The sequence below is a fragment of the Corynebacterium sp. HMSC071F07 genome (assembly GCF_001810285.1).
Taxonomy (GTDB): domain Bacteria; phylum Actinomycetota; class Actinomycetes; order Mycobacteriales; family Mycobacteriaceae; genus Corynebacterium; species Corynebacterium simulans.
On record NZ_KV800675.1, the window covers coordinates 182748 to 200893 of the forward strand.

Annotated in this window: 17 protein-coding genes; 9 read left to right on the forward strand and 8 right to left on the reverse strand. The window is 58.2% G+C overall.

Annotation, left to right across the window (positions count from 1 at the left end; genetic code table 11):
* A partial coding sequence (locus HMPREF2724_RS01055; protein WP_070586747.1) for a hypothetical protein occupies positions 1 to 707 on the forward strand: 707 nt, incomplete at its 5' end.
* 82 nt (positions 708 to 789) lie between these two features.
* Positions 790 to 1509, forward strand: coding sequence for a TetR/AcrR family transcriptional regulator (locus tag HMPREF2724_RS01060; RefSeq protein ID WP_061921270.1), 720 nt, complete (start codon positions 790 to 792; stop codon positions 1507 to 1509).
* A 35-nt stretch (positions 1510 to 1544) separates the two neighbouring features.
* On the opposite strand, the gene HMPREF2724_RS01065 is transcribed toward HMPREF2724_RS01060, so the two are convergent.
* The 3 genes from HMPREF2724_RS01065 to HMPREF2724_RS01075 all read right to left on the reverse strand — a co-directional run bounded on the left by HMPREF2724_RS01065 (position 1545) and on the right by HMPREF2724_RS01075 (position 4263).
* A complete protein-coding gene (locus HMPREF2724_RS01065) occupies positions 1545 to 2159 on the reverse strand; it encodes a hypothetical protein (RefSeq protein WP_061921267.1) in 615 nt (204 codons plus the stop codon).
* A 72-nt stretch (positions 2160 to 2231) separates the two neighbouring features.
* Positions 2232 to 2903, reverse strand: coding sequence for a hypothetical protein (locus tag HMPREF2724_RS01070; RefSeq protein WP_061921265.1), 672 nt, complete (start codon positions 2901 to 2903; stop codon positions 2232 to 2234).
* 79 nt (positions 2904 to 2982) lie between these two features.
* Positions 2983 to 4263, reverse strand: coding sequence for a serine/threonine-protein kinase (locus tag HMPREF2724_RS01075; protein ID WP_141744798.1), 1281 nt, complete (start codon positions 4261 to 4263; stop codon positions 2983 to 2985).
* Positions 4264 to 4439: 176 nt separating this feature from the next.
* Here HMPREF2724_RS01075 and HMPREF2724_RS01080 point away from each other — a divergent pair, with 176 nt between their 5' ends.
* Entirely contained in the window at positions 4440 to 5231 is a 792-nt protein-coding gene (locus HMPREF2724_RS01080) for a hypothetical protein (RefSeq protein WP_061921259.1), read from the forward strand.
* Here the strand turns inward: HMPREF2724_RS01080 and HMPREF2724_RS01085 are convergent.
* Together HMPREF2724_RS01085 and HMPREF2724_RS13035 are read right to left on the reverse strand one after the other, a co-directional pair.
* The gene (locus tag HMPREF2724_RS01085) at positions 5228 to 6058 is read right to left on the reverse strand and encodes a serine hydrolase (RefSeq protein ID WP_239240666.1); all 831 of its coding nucleotides are present in this window, start codon (positions 6056 to 6058) and stop codon (positions 5228 to 5230) included. The genes HMPREF2724_RS01080 and HMPREF2724_RS01085 overlap by 4 nt on opposite strands.
* A gap of 131 nt (positions 6059 to 6189) precedes the next feature.
* On the reverse strand, positions 6190 to 6969 hold the full coding sequence (locus HMPREF2724_RS13035; RefSeq protein WP_246818178.1) for a hypothetical protein: 780 nt from the start codon (positions 6967 to 6969) through the stop codon (positions 6190 to 6192).
* A gap of 420 nt (positions 6970 to 7389) precedes the next feature.
* Between HMPREF2724_RS13035 and HMPREF2724_RS01095 the strand changes: the two genes are divergently transcribed.
* Entirely contained in the window at positions 7390 to 7605 is a 216-nt protein-coding gene (locus tag HMPREF2724_RS01095; protein ID WP_070455967.1) for a flagellar basal body-associated FliL family protein, read from the forward strand.
* Between the two features lie 43 nt (positions 7606 to 7648).
* On the opposite strand, the gene purH is transcribed toward HMPREF2724_RS01095, so the two are convergent.
* From purH to HMPREF2724_RS01110, 3 genes are read right to left on the reverse strand one after another with little or no spacing between them, the layout of a single operon-like run.
* On the reverse strand, positions 7649 to 9184 hold the full coding sequence (gene purH / locus HMPREF2724_RS01100; protein WP_070455966.1) for a bifunctional phosphoribosylaminoimidazolecarboxamide formyltransferase/IMP cyclohydrolase: 1536 nt from the start codon (positions 9182 to 9184) through the stop codon (positions 7649 to 7651).
* A gap of 27 nt (positions 9185 to 9211) precedes the next feature.
* Complete coding sequence (gene purN, locus HMPREF2724_RS01105) at positions 9212 to 9841, reverse strand: phosphoribosylglycinamide formyltransferase (protein ID WP_070455965.1); 630 nt, start codon at positions 9839 to 9841, stop codon at positions 9212 to 9214.
* Between the two features lie 11 nt (positions 9842 to 9852).
* Positions 9853 to 11556 (reverse strand): cell division protein PerM, encoded by a 1704-nt coding sequence (locus HMPREF2724_RS01110; RefSeq protein ID WP_070586749.1) that lies wholly within the window; start codon positions 11554 to 11556, stop codon positions 9853 to 9855.
* A gap of 457 nt (positions 11557 to 12013) precedes the next feature.
* Here HMPREF2724_RS01110 and HMPREF2724_RS01115 point away from each other — a divergent pair, with 457 nt between their 5' ends.
* The 5 genes from HMPREF2724_RS01115 (at position 12014) to HMPREF2724_RS01135 (ending at position 18129) form a co-directional block, all read left to right on the forward strand.
* Entirely contained in the window at positions 12014 to 12784 is a 771-nt protein-coding gene (locus HMPREF2724_RS01115; RefSeq protein ID WP_061921490.1) for a M23 family metallopeptidase, read from the forward strand.
* A 244-nt stretch (positions 12785 to 13028) separates the two neighbouring features.
* Positions 13029 to 13559 (forward strand): PadR family transcriptional regulator, encoded by a 531-nt coding sequence (locus HMPREF2724_RS01120; protein ID WP_371440775.1) that lies wholly within the window; start codon positions 13029 to 13031, stop codon positions 13557 to 13559.
* A 3-nt stretch (positions 13560 to 13562) separates the two neighbouring features.
* Positions 13563 to 14267, forward strand: a complete 705-nt coding sequence (locus HMPREF2724_RS01125; RefSeq protein WP_061921232.1) for an ABC transporter ATP-binding protein — start codon at positions 13563 to 13565, stop codon at positions 14265 to 14267.
* A 3-nt stretch (positions 14268 to 14270) separates the two neighbouring features.
* Positions 14271 to 16949 carry an ABC transporter permease gene (locus HMPREF2724_RS01130; RefSeq protein WP_070586755.1) on the forward strand — a complete coding sequence of 893 codons (2679 nt, stop codon included), beginning with the start codon at positions 14271 to 14273 and terminating at the stop codon, positions 16947 to 16949.
* 415 nt (positions 16950 to 17364) lie between these two features.
* Complete coding sequence (locus HMPREF2724_RS01135) at positions 17365 to 18129, forward strand: M23 family metallopeptidase (RefSeq protein ID WP_070586757.1); 765 nt, start codon at positions 17365 to 17367, stop codon at positions 18127 to 18129.
* Positions 18130 to 18146 lie beyond the last annotated feature (17 nt).

An 18146-nucleotide genomic window follows, 5' to 3' on the forward strand; every position in this document is an offset into this window, starting at 1 on the left:
AAGCGCAGGATCTCCTGCACAATTCTCTAGACCACAGCGCGAACGAGCTAGAACTTGCCACGTGGTTTTCTCGCATTATCACTGACATCGTGCGCTCGCCCGGCGTCGCCAGCCCCGTGCGCCTTTCCGGCCCCGTCGCCCGCGGTGACGCACTTCCTTCCATGACCATCACCTGGCTGGGCGAGGACCCGCAGCTGGAATCTATTTTTAGGGACGTGGGCCTTGTTGGCCGTCCTGCGGAGGAGAACATGGCCAGCCGTGCCGACGCTGGCCTGGCGCTGGGCGTCGGCAGCGAAGATGCGCTGCTGAAGGAAGCACTGGATTTGCGCCCGCCAGCGCTCAAGGTGGTCGACGGCTTGCCGGATCGCAATGCGCCCGTGGATATCCAGGGTGTCCTGCTCGCCCCCATCGCCGCCATTGCCCGTTGGGCCGCGCCGGCGCCACGCCCTACTCCGGATCGCCTCGCGATCGGCGTTGAGCGTGAGCTTCTCGACGCCGCCGAAGCCGAAGCCTTATCCAGTGCCTGGGGCACCGGCATCGCGTTGGAGTTGCGCCAGTGGCACGCCGGCGTCAACGGACGCGATGGCGTCCTTGCGACTCTCCCACCCCTCGACCGCACCGCTTATGGCTCCGCCTGCCGCACGGTATCCGCAAACTTTGAGTCCATTGGTAAACGTCAGCAAGACTGCTCCACGCAGGACAATTAATTAGTTGCTGCGAATATAAACGAGTACACTTAACTGGCTTAATGAATTAAAATTCATTCACACGAAAGGAGGCGTCCTGCCCATGGCTGGAACTGTTGGTAGGCCGCGCAAGAACAGCCCGCGCCGCCGTGGAACTACCGCCCGTGAAGAGATTCTCGACGCTTCATCAGAGCTTTTCACCACGCAGGGTTTTGCCACCACTTCGACGCACCAGATTGCGGATGCCGTGGGCATTCGCCAGGCGTCTCTGTATTATCATTTCCCCTCCAAGACGGAGATCTTCTTAACCCTCCTTAACTCCACCATCGAACCTTCCCTCGAGCTCGCCGAGGAACTTGCTGCCTCCGAAGCCACGGCTGAGCAGCGCCTATGGTCCCTCGTCGCGGCGGAGTCCCGCCTGTTGCTAACCAGCGGCTGGAACGTTGGCCGCCTCTACCAGTTGCCGGTGGCTAACTCCCCCGAGTTCTCCGAGTACCACGAACAGCGTACTGCTTTGCAGTCTCGTTTCCGCGAAATTGCCGCCTCAATCGTCGGCGAGGATGACCCCCGCGTCGAGCTTCCGTTCCACATCGCGCTTTCGGTCATTGAGATGCGCCCGAACGATGGCACCCCGCCTTTCGACGCTTCCCAGCGCGTTCCGGAGACCGCCGTCATGCTTGCCGACGCCGCGCTAGCCGTTCTCGGCGCAAAGGTTCCGGACAACGCGGAAGAGACCACTCTTGAGCTGCTCAAGAACCGCCACGACTCCATCTCCTCTGCCGCCGCTGCTGCCGCGGATCGTAAGAAGAAGTCCGGCAATTAATTAGTGTGTGCAGCGTGGTGCTGCCAAGCAAACACCTATCGCTGCCAGTAGTCGTTCCAGGTGACGCTTTCTACGGCCGCGTTGTCTTGGTAGACGCGCAGACCGTCGGCATTGACCACGATGGACGAAGGATCGGCATCAACCTGGTAGGTGCCTTCGTGACCTTCGGCGGGCAGCTCCAAGGTGCCGCCGAACATATCGGAACGGTAGGTAGCACCGCCGGCGTTGCCGCAGACGACAACCTTGCCGTCATCGCTGGTGCCAGCGAGGATGAGGTCCTCGCCTGCGGTGCACGATGCATAGCTGCCGGACCAACCGCGGTCGCTCAAAATACCACCGCTGACGGTGGACTTATCGCGCCCGTGGTCGTAATGCTCTTCTGGGTTAGGCGCTGTTTCCGTCACGGTTACTACGGACGGGCTTGGGCTTTCTTTAGTGCTAGGCGCTGCGGAAGTGGTGCTGGCTGTCGAGGTGGTGGTCGATTCCACCGGCTTGAATTGCTGCTGCGCAGTCTGCTCAGTTTTCTCACCGCCCCGCCCAAGCAAGAAGAATGCAGCGGCGGCCGCCACGATTGCGACGAGAATGACGATTCCAACGACGATAGGCACCACGCCGGACTTATCTTTTTGTTGTGGATACGGATAAGTCATAGTGTGCGCCTTCTTTTCTGTGTCGATACGAGAAATGCTCTATGGGCTAGGTGCGCTAGGTCTTCCTAGACCTCAACGATAGCGCTGAACGGCATAGTGAGCCAAGCAGTTTTTATGAGGCTTATACACCGCTTCGCCGTCTTCCTTAAGGCTTTCAATCAGGCGATCGATCTTCTGGTTGGTCTTCTTCTCGGTCCAGCCAAGCGCCTGCGCCAGCTCTCGAATCGCCGGGATATTAGCATCCGTGGCACCCGGCGCGCGGAGGTAGCTAGCCAATTGGCGCAGCAACAGCTCCTGCTCGTCATTCGGGACGTGGCGGGTGCGCGTGCGGTCCCCCTCCTGATCCAGCGGGCGCGGGGTGCGGCGAATCATGTCGTTGTTTTGAACGTCGATGTGAATCTCGTACACGCAATCAGGCGTGGTGAAAGTGATGGCGGTCGGCCCCGGTGGGATGGGTGCCAAGCCGCGCGGTCCTACCTCGATGCGCGAATGGGAGCGCACATTGCGCTGGCTGATATACAGCGGGATATGGCGGCCCACATTGGCAAGCATCCAGCCTTGGCCGGAGTACCACAGCTGGAATAGCTGACGGTGCAGGTCCAAGTCCTCTGCGCCTACTACAAAGTCGCCTGCGCGCCCGACTATGAGTTCGTCGCCCGGGCCCATCCGGTGGACTTGCCCGACCAAGTCATTGATCTGAAGCCACGGTCCAAGGTTTGCCGGCGAGCTGGCGTTAGACTGCATAGATTAGGCGCTTTCGAAGTCGAGGATAGATGGATAGGTTTATTCCAAAAGTCCATACTAATACCTAAAAGCGTGGAAGTTAGCCGGTTACTAGCGCAATTGTGGTGATCGCAATCGTGATGATGATGAGAATCGTCGCCGCAATCATCAACGCATTGTTGTTGTCCTTCTGCGGCCTCGCAGGCTGCGCCGGCCGAGCAGACTGTACCTGCTGCGGCGATTGCTGCATTGGCCTTGTTGAAGGCATGGACGCACCCGGGTTGATTCCTGGGTTGAAGGGCGCATTGCTAAGCCCGCCATAAGAAGGCACCGCAGCTATCGAAGGATTGCTCCAGTTTTGCGCTCCCCCGGCGAGGTTATGTGCGCTGCCCATTCCAAAGCCCATGGCGGGAAGCTGACCACTTGCCGGATAGTTAGTGGCTTGGTTCTCCGGAACTGCGGAACGCGCGTTGAGTTCCGCGCCACCGTTTCTGCACGCCTCCAGTGCATCGATGAACTGGCAGGCCTCCGGGAAACGCCGATAAGGAGTGTTATCCAGTGCTCGTTCCATCACTGCATCAATCTGCTGAGTGGCCATTGCCGCCTGTGGATCAAGCCGTTCCATGATAGTCGGGGTGCCCATCGCCGGGACTATGCGCTTGGTGCGCCAGGCAGACTCCGACATCACCTCTTTGAGGTGATACATGGTCAGCATCTCAAACGCGATGAGTGCTAGCGCATAGTTATCACCTGAAAAGGATGCTTCCTGGCCGCTGTAATCACGCGAATTGCTCTCTGGTGAAGAGTAGTTTTCAGTTCCGATTACGTTGCCTACGGCGGTTAAACGCGACTGCCCCTCCGAGATAGCGATTCCAAAGTCGCTCAGAACGCTATAGCCGCTATCGGTGGGCCGGCGGCGTAGCAAGATATTGGCCGGTTTTACATCCCTGTGAATCCACCCATCCGGGCGCATCGAATGCATCTGGTCCAGTGCTTTGGCCACGGGGCGCAAGTACTTGACGACGTCGCTGATGCTAAAACCCGGCTCGTTACTATGGCGACGTTCACGGATGAGCTCTTCCAACGTGCCGCCTTCGAAAAGCTCCATCTCAAAGCCGAGATTGCCCTCGGTGTCGGCCAGCTTCTTATTTATGTGCGTGACATAGGAGCTATGGATGGCCGCCAGCGCCTTCATTTCATTATGGAAGCGCTTGAGCCCTTCTTCGTTGTGTAGCTCCGGCAACACCGTCTTGATTGCAACGTTGCGCCCTAGATCGACATCGGTGGCCGCGAAGACGGTTCCCATGCCACCGCCACCGATGCGCCGGACGTTTGCATATCCTTGGCGCTCCAGCCACATAACTACACGGGAATCATTCACGCGTATATTTCACCACACCCGATGTAGATGCAGGTTCTAAGAATCGCCCTATCTACCCCGCTTGTGGGGTAGCATAACCGCTCGTAGAAGGCAGCTACTATTTGTAACTACTCGGAAACTTTTAAGTTGCTGCCTGTATTTATTTCCTATCGCCGATTTCTTTGCCGAAGGATGCAATGACCAACCCTAACCAAGGCCCAAATCACTACCCTTCGCTGCCCACGAATATGTACTCGGGCGCGCAGTCGCAATCCCCATTTGGCGAGCAGAATCCCTATACCGACCCAAATGGCCGCTACCAGTCGACGCAGCCGATGGGATTTACAGCGCCCGCCGCGCGGCCCTCGCGAAACTGGGTTCCGATCCTGTGCATCTTGGCAGTCATCCTGGCCATGCTGATTGGCGGCGGCGTGGTCTGGGCGGATAAGAAGAGCGACGAGGCTCAGCAGCCACCTGTCGCTCCGGCACCGCCGTCGACGGAGGTTTCGGAAGAACCCGTCACGACCACGGAAGAAACCGAGTCTGATCCTACGCCTACCCAGGATTCTTCTTCCCCGGCGCAGAATAATTCGCCGCGCTATCAGCAAAGGCAGCAGCCGCGCCAGCAAACCCACACCACTACGCAGCGCAAGGATTATCCGGCAGGGCTTAGCGCCAATGGCTGGGACGGAATCTCCGGCGCGCAGTGCAACGGCGGCGAGGCCGTGTACGCGGCCAAGAAGTCCGCGCCACAGGCGCACGTCGTCATCTGTGACGAAGGCTCCGGCTTGGTCTACCGCGGCAATTGGTCCAGCGGCCCGGCCGTTGGCACTGCCTCAGGTAGCGGCACTTCGTACACCGCTACCTTCAACGATGTCAGCCAGCTGCTGATTAATGGCAGCGAGTTCACAATCATCCCAGACAGCACCTCTTATGACTCGAGCAAGCTAGACACCGGCCAGTTCAGCACCGTCTGGAGCGCCAACTAGCAAGCGGCCTTGGGCCACTGGACCTTCGCACCCGCGAGTTCGGTGGCCAAGGCGCTGAGCATTTGTTGTGCCGAGCCATAGGCACCGCTTGGCGACGTCGCGTAAATAGCCACCGCAACCTTCTTACCGTTGAGCTCTACCGTGCCCATCTGCCGTGCTTCATAGGCGCCGTTTGTATCTGGGCCCCAACCGCCCTTAAAAGATGAATTATCGAGGCTGCCTAAGCCATAGCTTTGGGCAGGATCAGAGGCAGCCATAGCAGTGAGCACTCCGCTGCCCTGTGCGATACAACCCAATTGCCCTATAAAGCGCGCTTGATCAGCGACTGTCCATTGGGTCTGCCCGAAGGCGGAAAAGCCCGGACGGGTAACCGTGGGCTGCACTTGCACGTCTAAGCCTGCTTCCGCTAGAACTGCGCTGGCGGCGCTAGCTGCAGACTGCCCGCCGCCTAGGGATTGCCAGAGATTTTCTGCGGCCGCATTATCTGAAAAAGTAATGGCCTGCGAGACCATCGCTGGTTCTGCAGAACCAGCGCGTTCCGCGGCAATTGCCACCGGCACCTTCGCGGTAGACCATGCGGCTCGCGGCTCAGAAATACCGGCACTATATACCTCATCCTGACCTGCAACGGCGATTCCGGCTTTCCCGCCGTACTTGCTCTGAACGTCTTCGACGATCTTCTGCAGTGCTTCCTGGACGTTCCCCCTCGCTGCAGCAGGAGCCGGGTCCTTGTCAGACTTTCCACCATCGCCTTTAGCATCCGCATCGGGCACCATCGTCTGCCCGCTCAAAGTGGGGCGCGGGTCCACATCCGTGCTGGTGGTCATGCTAACTTCCGCTCTTTCCTCCACATCACCGATCGTGCAGGCACTTGCGGCCAAAGCCACGCATAGTAGGCCCAGACCGCACAGGTTCTTTTTCTTCATCTAGTTGGGTCCTCTCTCGCTGCCGGAGCCGATTAAACGATGTAAACAATGGCGTTGTTGCCGCCGGTGCAGGTGACATATTCGCCGTTGTCACGGCAATCCATCGTGTAGTTGATGCCAGTAACCGGGCTATATGCGGGGATGACCGCGTTATATTCCTTGGTATCTAGGAAATGCTCTACATATGCATCGCGGACGGCGCGGGCGAACTCAGGAGAGGTCATCGTGGAATCACGGTAGACGTTGTTCAGGTCTCCGCCCGCAGCACCAGACATAGCTGCGTCGTTTGCGGCCACCGCACCGGCCGGAAGCGAGGGATACGCTGGGCGTTCCGGAGCCTTGGTCGTTTCTTCGGTTGTTGGCGCCTCGGTGGTTGCTTCTGCAGAGGTTGTCAGCATCGGGCTGGCGTTCTTCTCATCGCTGCCGCCCTTGAGAAGGAAAAATGCCAAAGCAGCGCAGAGCGCGATGACGGCAAGCACAATGAGAGCGATGATTGCCCACTTCGTACCGCTCGAGCGCTCTTCTTGGTACACCGGCGCCGCCTGGCTGTAATCCGCAGGACCATACTGCTGACTGTATCCGCCTTGCGCATAGTACGGCGCGGAGTCACCAGCAAATGGTGAACCCATGTTGGACTGCTCGTATTGCCCATAGTCCTGCGGCGGGTACCCCTGCTGTGAGGAACCTTGCGGGAATTGCTGTTGTGGTTGATCCGCCGCGTTCTGCCCGCCTGACTGTTTTGCCCAAGGGTTGGTATTGGGTGCTTCGTTTGCGCCTTGGTAGGGGCCAAAGCCGTTGTTTTCGCCAGACAAAACGTCTCCTATATGCAGGGATATGGTAATTACTTAGATTTCTGATTATGGCACACGCGTGCCCTTCGACCAGCTAATTTTTGTGCAGAACTCACCCAAAGTAGGCGGATCTGGGGAAATTTCCTTGGCAGTAGGCGAAGTAGCCACAACTTCGGTTACATTGTCACTATTGCTATCACTGCTTATGTGATTCGCCACCGTCTTTGTTGAGGAAAGGCCGTTTTAGAATTCCCTATGACGAACTATCCAGGTTTTGGCTCACAGCCTAATAACTCGCGCCCTAATTCATCGCCCCAGTTTGGCTCCCCGCAGTTTTCTGCGTCACAATCATCGCCACAATTTGGTTCCGGATCTTTTGCCCCCGGTACGAACCCCGCGCCCCCGGCATCGGCTACGCAACCTAATAACTTCGGCGCGCAAATGCCAGCGCACAACGGCAAAGGATTGATTAGCGGCGCAATCATCGGTCTGATTGCCGCCTTCCTCTTCCTCGCCATTGTCTTAGGCGCCGCGGCATATTTCCTGCTGCCAAAAGACATTCCAAACGCCCCAGCAGACACGGTGTCAACACCAACCTCGACGCCAGCCTCAACTGCGCCAACGACCATGAGCGACGTTCCATCCGAAAACGTCTAAAGGGGCCCAGCAACCATTAGTTGCCAGGCCCCCCTTAAGCGAATTAGTGGAAGAAGTGGCGAGTGCCAGTGAAGTACATGGTCACGCCGGCCTGCTTGGCAGCCTCGATGACCTCTTCGTCACGAATGGAGCCGCCCGGCTGGACGACGGCCTTGACGCCAGCGTCGAGCAGAACCTCCAGGCCATCAGCAAACGGGAAGAAGGCATCCGAAGCAGCGAAAGCACCCGCGGTGCGGTTCGCGCCGTCGGCAAGCGTGTTAGCGCGCTCGACCGCCAGCTTCGCGGAGTCAACGCGGTTGACCTGGCCCATGCCCACGCCCACAGCGGCGTTGTCCTTGGTCAGCAGGATGGCGTTGGACTTAACGGAGCGCACTGCGCGCCATGCGAACTCGAGCTCAGCTAGGTCGGCGTCGGAAAGCGCGTTACCAGCAACCAGCTGCCAGTTCTCCGGCTTATCGCCCTCGGCCTGGTAAGTATCCGGCTCCTGGCGCAGGACGCCACCGGAGATGTGCTTGATTTCCTCTGCCGGAGCCTCGTGCTCGGCAACGAGGATGCGGAGGTTCTTCTTCTCCTTGAGGATATCCACCGCGCCATCCTCGTAAGACGGAGCGACGATGACCTCGGTGAAGATGTCCTTGACCTGCTTGGCCATCTCGACGCTGACCTCGCGGTTGACGGCGATGACGCCGCCGAATGCGGAGAGCGGGTCGCACGCATGCGCGGCGCGGTGTGCCGCAGCGATGGATTCATCGGAAACGGCGATACCGCACGGGTTGGCGTGCTTGATGATGGCAACGCACGGACGCTCGTGATCCCAGGCGGCGCGCCACGCGGCGTCAGCGTCCTGGTAGTTGTTGTAGGACATCTCCTTGCCGTTCAGCTGCTGCGCGTTAGCCAGGCCCTTGCCGGAGCCATCGCGGGTAACGGTGGCCTTTTGGTGTGAGTTCTCGCCGTAGCGCAGCGTCGTGGTGGCGCCGCCCTCGGTGAGCTGGTCCACGAACCATGCGGAGACAGCCGCGTCGTAGTCAGCAGTGTGCAGGAATGCATCGCGTGCCAGGCCGCGACGCTCCTCCAAGGTGAAGCCGCCCTTCTTTGCAGCCTCTGCGACGTCGCCGTAACGCGCCGGATCAACGACGATGGCAACGGATGGGTGGTTCTTAGCCGCAGCGCGGACCATGGATGGACCTCCGATATCGATCTGCTCAACACAGCCATCGAAGTCAGCGCCGGAAGCAACGGTCTCACGGAATGGGTACAGGTTCACCACGACCAGCTGGAATGCCTCCACACCGAGCTCTTCTAGCTGAGAGAGGTGATCCGACTTGCGGGTATCCGCCAAGATGCCAGCGTGAACCTTCGGGTGCAGGGTCTTCACGCGGCCTTCGAGGCACTCCGGGAAGCCAGTGAGCTTTTCCACTGGGGTGACGTTGATGCCAAGGTCTGCAATCTTGGCGGCGGTGGAACCGGTGGACACAATCTCAACGCCGGCAGCGTCGAGGGAGCGGGCGAGATCCTCGAGCCCAGTCTTGTCATAGACGCTAATCAGCGCGCGCTTGATCTGCTTACGGTCATCGCTCATGGTGCGGAGAAAGCCTTCCTAAAAGTCTTAGAGCTGAATCGAAATGGTTGCGTTGGCATCCTGCGCTACCTGAACGGCGCGCAAGACTTTAACGATGAGTTGGCGCTCGACCACCTTGATGCGCTCGTGCAGCGAAGCCTCATCATCATCCTGCCGAACCAAGACTGGCTCCTGGGCAATGATGCGACCGGTATCTACACCGGCATCAACAAAGTGGACGGTTGAACCTGTGACCTTCACTCCGTACTCGAGCGCGTCACGTACACCGTGTGCGCCCTTGAAGGACGGAAGCAAAGCCGGGTGAGTATTGATGGTGCGGCCTTCGAAGCGGGCGAGGAAATCTGCGCCCAGAATCTTCATGAAACCAGCCGAAACAACAACGTCTGGTTGCGCAGCTTCTACTGCGGCAACCAGACGTTTATTCCATTCGGCGCGGTCTGCACCCATCTCTAATACTTCTGCTTCAATACCAGCGGCTTTCGCGCGCTCTACCCCCTGACAAGGAACGTCAGCGACGACCTTGACCACACGATAGTTCTCATCCTGCGCATCGATGATGGCTTGCAGGAGTGAGCCGGTTCCGGAGACCAGAACGACGATTTCAATCGGACGGGAGGTGCGGACGGTTTCGCCTTGTGGCTGATGCTGTGAAGTCACGGGACATAAGCCTAGTCCTTGTGAGGCTCCTGCGGGAATTCTTCGACAATTTCGCCGTCGATGACTTCCGCTTCTACCCCAGAATCGGCGGACTTTGCCGTTTCTTCCGCTGCTTCTTCGGCTGCTTCTTCGGCCGATTCGTTTGCCTTTTCTACAGCTGTTTCATCAGCCTCATCATCTTCTGGAGCGTCTGCAACCGACTCCCCTTCAGGGGCACCCATTGGTTCTTCCGGCACAGGCTCCTCTTCGGCCGATTCCTCACCCGTGGCATTTTCACTTGCAGCATCCGGTTTAATCGATTCCGCCACGGCACCTTCGGAAGTGTTTGGCGCAGTTTCTTCAGCTTGAGCGTCTTCCACTTCAGCTTCTTCTGCTTCGGCTTCTGCAAATGCAGCGTCCGCCGCAGCTTCCTCAGCCTTGTCGGATTCTGCGGCGGCTGCTGCCGAGGCGTTGCGGGATGCATGCCAGGCGCCGATTGCGAAGGCACAGGCAAAGCCCAATGCGATTGCCGCAAACCATAACGCCACGAGACCCGTTGCAGTCCACACGTTTAGGCCCGTTGCGCCATAGATGCCAAGCACGCCGGAAACAAAGTAGCTCAAAAGCAAGGTAAAGAAAGCAACAAAGGCGCTCGCAGCGACCGCAAAGAAAAAGTTCACGTGGCGGCGTGCGCGCCAGACCACATAGATGGCCGAGGCGATCGGAACAACGAGAAGGCCCACCGCCCAAGGCGCAATGGAAGAAGGAACTACGCCCACGATTGGCAGCGGCGGCAAGGAAACCATGTGGATGCTAAACAGGCTGATGCTGCTTTCCGGGCCGAACTGGAATTCAGAACCAGACAGAATGCCGCCTGTGCCGATAACTGCGTTTGGGATATACAGAGCGCTAATCAGGTAGAGCAGGAATCCACCCAAGCCATCGATGCTCGGGTACGCATTCATCATCTCGCTCTGACGGGACCAGCCCACAATGGCGACGATGAGGCACACTACTGCCGAGGCAGCAAAAAGCACACCGAGGTAACGCAGCGCTACTTGCGCGGCGTCGACAAGCATGCGCGGCATACCGAAACGTTTGGCCAATGCCTTCCACAAGCGCGAACCCATGCCACCGGCCAGCGCCGACAGATGTAGCAGAAGCATGCGCGGCAAGACCACGAAGAAATTAGGCGGCGAGACGTCAAATACCTTGCCGGCGTCCCACAACATCAGCCACGCGATGATCGTGAGAAGCAACGGCACACCGATAACACAGCCTAAGAGGACCAAAAGATCTTTGATGCTGACCTTATGCTTGATCGCCTGACGGATCCGGCGCCCGACAATTAAGGATAAGATTCCTGCGGGCAGCAGCGGTAAAACGGAAAGCTCAATTCCGCCTGCCGAAATCGGCGCGAGGTTAAACACCATCCACGCTTCGGCAACGATCGTGGGCAGCCATGCCAAAGGCGAGCTTGTTAAAAGCAGCGCCGCCAATGCCACTGCAAGCACTACCAACACCACGACGGCGTTAGGGATTGCCACCGTCCACAGCATTCGGCGGATGCGCCCGGCCAAAGTGGTAGGCGCGGTAGCTCGACGGGCGCGCGCCTGGGAGCCAACCTTGTTGGCCACGCGTGCAGCTGGTTTGGATGAGCCGGCGCCACCGCGCCCGCGCACTTGCGCGCGCGAACGGGAAGCCGACCGCGTTTGAGGGCTGGTGTTTTTGTTCATCGCGTCCACTTTGCCATGGCCCATCGTCCATTTTGGGTTGGCGCGACGATAACAAGCTGAATTGGCGGCACTTCGCACTAACCTTAAGGTGCTAGCTCAGGCGCACAACAGCGCAATATATACTGTATGGAACGGAAAGCAACCATTAACGCTACCGTGATGACCGTGCACTCTGAGCAAACATACACCGTCTATACTGGCCAATTACGATTATCGCTAGCTCTACCTAAAGTGTGACACAAACCCTTTCAGGCCCCTGTCCAGCTAATTTCACCGAAAAGGTCGAAAAATTTCCATAACGGCTTGCTGTTATTATTTCGAGACGCTACTGTTACATCTCGTTGGTAACAGGAAGGTCACAATCCAGTAACCAACCGCCCAAAGACGTAACGCTTAATTTTTTGGTTTCTAGTGCAGGTGCGGTTGGCGGATTGTGAAGACAATGGAAGAAGAAATCATGCGAAGCAAGACTCAGCGGAACGCCGGCCGTCACCGCCAGATCGCCACCTCGCAGACTGCGAAAGGTCGTCTAGCACTGGTGACCGTCGCTGCAGGAGCTGTGTCCACCGCAGGTGTCGGTGGCGCAGCGGCCGCCAATCTTCAGGCAGACAATGCCGGCATGAAGGCGCAGACCGTCGACTACAACCTTGCTACCGAGTCTGACGCCCTGCAGGACGTTCAGAATGGCGCCCAGGCTGCCGCCAAGGAAGCTGCCGCCGCTGCCCCACAGATCCTGAACGTTGCCGAGGCAAAGCCGGTAGCAGATCTTTCTGCTCAGCTGGATAAGGCAGTTCAGGCATCTGAGGCACGTGCTGCTGCCGATGAAGCATCCCGCGCACCATCCGTCGTCCGCCCAGCCGAGGGCACTTTCACCTCCGGATTCGGACCACGATGGGGTTCCTTCCACTCTGGCATCGACATCGCTAACGCTGTCGGTACCCCAATCCTCGCCGCTATGGACGGCACCGTCATCGATTCCGGCCCAGCTTCCGGTTTCGGCCAGTGGATCCGCATCAAGCACGATGACGGCTCCATGACCGTCTACGGCCACATGCAGACCCTGGACGTTGCAGTTGGCGAGCGCGTGCACGCCGGCCAGAAGATTGCCGGCATGGGTTCGATGGGCTTTTCCACTGGTTCCCACCTGCACTTCGAGATTCACCCAGCAGGCCAGGGCGCAGTTGACCCAATCTCTTGGTTCGCAGCCCGCGGAATCAACATCTCCTAAAGCACTAGCCTTTAAAATTCCTTCTTCCCACCCTCCTTCTCACCTGGTTTAAGCGGTAACAGGACTTCGCTTCCTGTTGCCGCTTTCATGGTTTTGGCCACCCACCCTTGCCGCCGCATTACTTACCCAGTAAGCTACGCTATAGGTTACCCGGTAATCAATGATTACTATCGGCTTGACCGGCAACTTTCCAAAATCTATATCCATCCCCCTGGCAGGAAATATGTCCATTAAACATTCTCTCTTGTCGCTCCTTAGCGCTGAGCCAGCTACCGCCAGCATGCTGCAAAGCCACTTCGCGGAAGCGCTGGATGGACTATGGCCACTCAACATCGGCCAAGTTGCGCAAACGCTAAAACGACTCGAAAGAGACAACCTCATCGAGGAGCACGGCACAGCCGTAGGCCCCACGGGCAGGCATGCCACGACCTATCGCATCACTACACAAGGCCGTGCGGAGCTTGCGGACTGGTGGACGCGGGGCGTCGCCAAGCATGCGCTCGAAAGAGATGAACTCGTCCTCAAGGTAGCGCTCGCTGCCCAACGCAGCGACGTCGATGCCATTGAAATTCTGGATGCCCAGCGCTTTGCCACCCTGAAGCAGCTTCGGCTTCTAAACCAGCAGGCCGCCGAATTACCTGAAACCCGCAGCGCCACGCGGCTGGCCCTCGAACGCGAAATCTTTGACCTTGAAGCACTGCTGCGGTGGCTCGACCGGGCTGAGGCTCTAAATCCCCACACCTCCGCTTCTACTTCCAATCAACCAAAGGAATAGACCATGCATAACAGCGAAGAAACCACCCACCCATTACCACTTGAGCTTCATAATGTCTCCCGCGAGTTCGGCTCTGGCGCGCGCCAAGTTATCGCACTTAAGGAGGCAAACCTGCAGCTTCATCCCGGCAAGCTCATCGCCATCATGGGCCCTTCTGGTTCCGGCAAGTCCACGTTGCTCAACGTCGCTGGGCTCCTGCTGCCACCGACCTCTGGACGCGTGCTTGTCAACGGCGAGGATGCTGCGGGGCTGTCCAAATCTGCTGCCGCTCAGTTGCGCCGCCGGAACCTAGGTTTCGTCTTCCAGGACTTCAGCTTGGTGCCCACCCTCAGCATCGGTGAGAACGTCACCCTACCCCTTGAATTAGATGGCGTTAGCCCTAAGAAGTGCCGCGAGGCCGCTGAAATTGCGCTTGCGGAAGTAGGCCTGGAAAATGTCGCTGACCGCTTCCCTGAGGAAATCTCAGGCGGTCAGGCGCAAAGGGCCGCAATCGCCCGTGCACTCATTGGCCCGCGCCAGGTATTGCTCGCGGATGAGCCGACCGGCGCGCTCGATACCGCCACCAGCGAAGAAGTCATGAAGGTGCTGCGCTCTCGCATCGACGCTGGCGCCGCCGGGCTTCTCGTTACCCATGAGCCACGTTTCGCCGCATGGGCCGACTCCGTTGTAATGATGCGCGATGGCGTCCTCAGCGGAAAGGAGCATTAGTCAATGTCTGCTCTTTTAGCCGCCGCCCGCCCCACCTATCGCGACATGTTGGCCCATCGCTGGCGCAGCCTAGCCGGGGTGGCATTGGTTGCACTTCCCGTCGCCGTTTTGGTGTGCCTGGGCATACTGGGCGTCAATGGCGATAGGTTCCACAACGTATTTTCAAGCAATCCGCGCACGATTGGCGTGGCGGCTTCAGAAGATACAAAAGCGGTGCACCTGGAACCTGCAGCGGGTTTTGCTTCCCGCGCAGAAGAAATCTTGCCTGGTGACCTGCGCCCCTCCCCGATTTTTGGGCCCGTCACCGTGGGAGTTCAGCACGATTCAAAGCACTCCAATATCCAGATCACCCAATTCGACAGTGCTTTACCGCCCACTAAAGCTCAACCCCTCATCGATTCCGCGCACCCCGACGAGGGAACGCTCATCTTGTCCTATGCAGATGCGCGTTCATTAGGAGTACACAAAGGTGATGTTGTCAGCATAAGTTCCCCTACCCCTGGCGGCTTATCGGAGGCAAAGGTCGCGGGCATCATCCCCGGCGGTAGGAGCTATGCCACGGCACCAGTCCTTACGAACACGGAGTTCTTGGCCCAGCACCCGGAGCAAGCTACGTGGGCCATCGTGGGCGATACCGTGCTCAACCAAAATGACATCGCACGGGTGCAGTCGGCAGGCTTTAGCATTTACGACAAATCTTTATCTGAAGCAACGATAATCGATAGCGGCGTCCACCTAAATTTTGAAGCCTTCTTAAGCTTCATCGCCATCGCCAGTTCTTTTGCTTTTGCGGTTACGCTGCTCCTTGCACTTATCGCGCCAGTGTTTAGCTTCGCTTTGCGCCGGAATACACGCATGTACGCACTCATGGCAGCACAGGGCGCACAACCAAAGCACATCGCTACAGCCGTATTAGCCTATGGCTTCTTCACAGGCCTGCTCGGCGCCACGAGCGGCGCAGTGCTCGGACTCGCAGGCAGCTATGCCATCGGGGCACTGCGTTTTCCTGGAGTAAAGCTCGATGTTCCACTGCTTTATCCACTTGCACTCTGGGCTATCGCAATTGTTGCTTCCACGGCCGCCGCTCTGGTGCCCGCGTGGCTCGCCGCCCGCCAGGCGCTTGCACCCTCCCTCCACGGCGGCATGCCGGATCGCATCCTCAACTGGCGCAAGGAAATGGCATACGGCCCTGTCGCATTGCCCGTTATCCTCATCGCGCTGCTTGCCCCATTCGGTAAGTCAATCTATTCACTGCTCATCCTGCTGGCTTTCCTCGCCACAGCCGCAAGCGTTCCCGCGCTGGTATATGCCACCGCACGCGTATGCAGTCACCACGGCCTCGCTTTGCGGATTGCCAGCCGCGATCTCATGCGACGTGGATTCCATACGGTCCCAACCGCTATCGCGCTCATCGCCGTAACCTTAGCTGCGGCCGCGGGTTCCGTAGGCGTTCGCAGTGACGAAGCATGGTGGGACAAGGTGGACACGGTAGTAAATCCCTCCACCTCAGCAATAGTCAGAAGCACGGATTATCAAAAGAACTTGGGCGCACCGGCCAACAAGGTGGAACAGCGAGCCATCGATAGTGCGCTTGCACTGCAGCCTGGCAAGCCCCTTGAGACTTTTGGATATACCGATTGGAATTCCACCTCTATTCCTGGTTCTTCCATTCCAAATATTGCTCTCGAGATGGAATATGACTACACCTGCGAGCAGACTTCCTACAACGACTCTGTCGAGCAGGCTACCTTCATTGACAAAGATGGCCGCAGGACCGATGAGTCTGGAGAAGCACGGCAGAATTGTCTGCATGACATGATGACGTGGTTCCCGTCTAGCGCCTTCACTCGCTATGGCCGCACGCTAGAAGCAACGCCCGAAACGCTCGACCTCTGGAACTTCGACAGCGATGCTGACCGCCAAGCGGCGGCAGATACACTCCGTAAGGGCGGAGTTGTCTTGACCCATAACAGCCACCTCGATGGGCGCGACCATGCCGAGTTCACCGCTGTTCGGACCCCACAGGGCCAAACCGAACCGCGCGAAGAGGTTAGCGCTACGCTGCCTGCGGTCGAGGCGCTTCCCGCGTTGGGCCGCGATCTCAGGTTGGTTAGCCCTGCGGCGGCAAAGAAGCTAAAGATCTCCTCCTCCCGAATCGGCACGGCGATTGTCTTCGATAAGACTTTGGAGCGCAGCCAACAGAAGGAAATTGAAGAAGCCGTAGAAAACGCTACCGGCGGCGAATACGAGATTTCCTTCACAAAGACCACGAGCAAGGCAAAGGAATACGCCCCTGCCATTGCCCTATGGGGCATCGGCTTCATCTTGTTAGTGCTCATCATCGCCAACTCCGCGGCAGCGCTACGCCGCAGCGGAAAGCTCTTTGAGTCTTTGGGTGCAGAACCTTCCCTCATGCCGAAGGTCGCCGCTTGGCGCACGTGGTTGGTTGGCACGATCGGCATGACGCTCGGTTTCATCGTCGGCGAGATTATTGGAATCATCATGATTCGTGTGCCGCGTCCAGGCAGGCCCGAAGCAAACGAGCTGTTCTATCAGGGAGATCTCTACAGCATGGACTGGTGGCAACTTGCGGGCGTGTTCATAGTGCCTTTGCTTGGTGCGGGCGGTTCCTGGTTGGTGCACCGGCGCTTAAGTGCAGTCGAGGCTGAACAAAACGATTAGCCCAAGAGCCACAACAGCAAATTGACCCGAACGCAAGGCCTGTACCAAGTCTAGGTACAGGCCTTGTCGCAGCTCAGGAGGGGCTTTTACTGAATGAATCCTGGCAGCCCCATAACGTCACCCCCAATATCCACCCCCACAACCTAAACCCATACTTCACAGTCGTAACTATTTTCACATTAGTAACATGTGTAACATGCTGGCATGTTCGAATAATTTTCGAACATTTCCTGTCTTTACCTGCAATTTTCACAATTGCAACAGTACGAAAAGCTCGATAACTTTATCTCGTTGCCATAAACGGCCTCGATATTCCGGATTGAACTTTTTCGGCGTGTCGAAACGCGTCCGTTTGGCACTAAAGGCTTAACCGAGCCACCCCGACCATGCACCGCCATGAAAAGGACCCGAAGTTATGAAGCGCAATCTCCGCGCACGCAAGACTGTGGCGCTTACTGCTTTGGCAGTTTGCACCACCCTTGCCACCACCATGGGCGCTGCCGCCTCTGCCGCGCAGCCGGCAGCTAGCGTAGACGTCTCTGATGGCTCGTCACAGCCAGAAGTATCTACTAATGCAGATAACGCCACGCTTATCGACGCCTTCGTCGGGCTGACCAAGTCCACGGCCGGCGTACTCGCGGGCGCTGCTACCCCAGAGGTATCGAATGAGGGCGGGGCGCTGAACATCGTTCTCGACCCTTCGAGTGTTCCGGGGCTTGCCCAGGCTTTCGCGCCTTCCGGCAATCACTCCGGACTGAAGCCAACGAAGAGCCAGGACTCCGCGGGCAACACCGTGGTGTTCCCTACTTCCGGCACTCTTACTTCCGGCTTCGGCCCGCGCTGGGGCGCCTTCCACAGCGGAATCGACATTGCTAATCCGATTGGCACGCCGATTTACTCCATCATGGACGGTGAAGTTATCTCCTCTGGTCCGGCTCAAGGCTTTGGCCATTGGATCCGCATCCAGCACGATGATGGAACCATCTCCGTCTATGGCCATATGCCGGGCGACCAACTGCTTGTCAACGTCGGAGACCGCGTGAGCGCAGGTCAGCAGATCTCCGTCATCGGCAACGAGGGTCAGTCCACCGGCCCGCACCTCCACTTCGAGGTGCACCCGGGCGGCGGCGCAGCCGTGGACCCGGTCGATTGGTTCGCTCAGCGTGGCATCAACATCTAAGCGAACCGCCCTTTGCG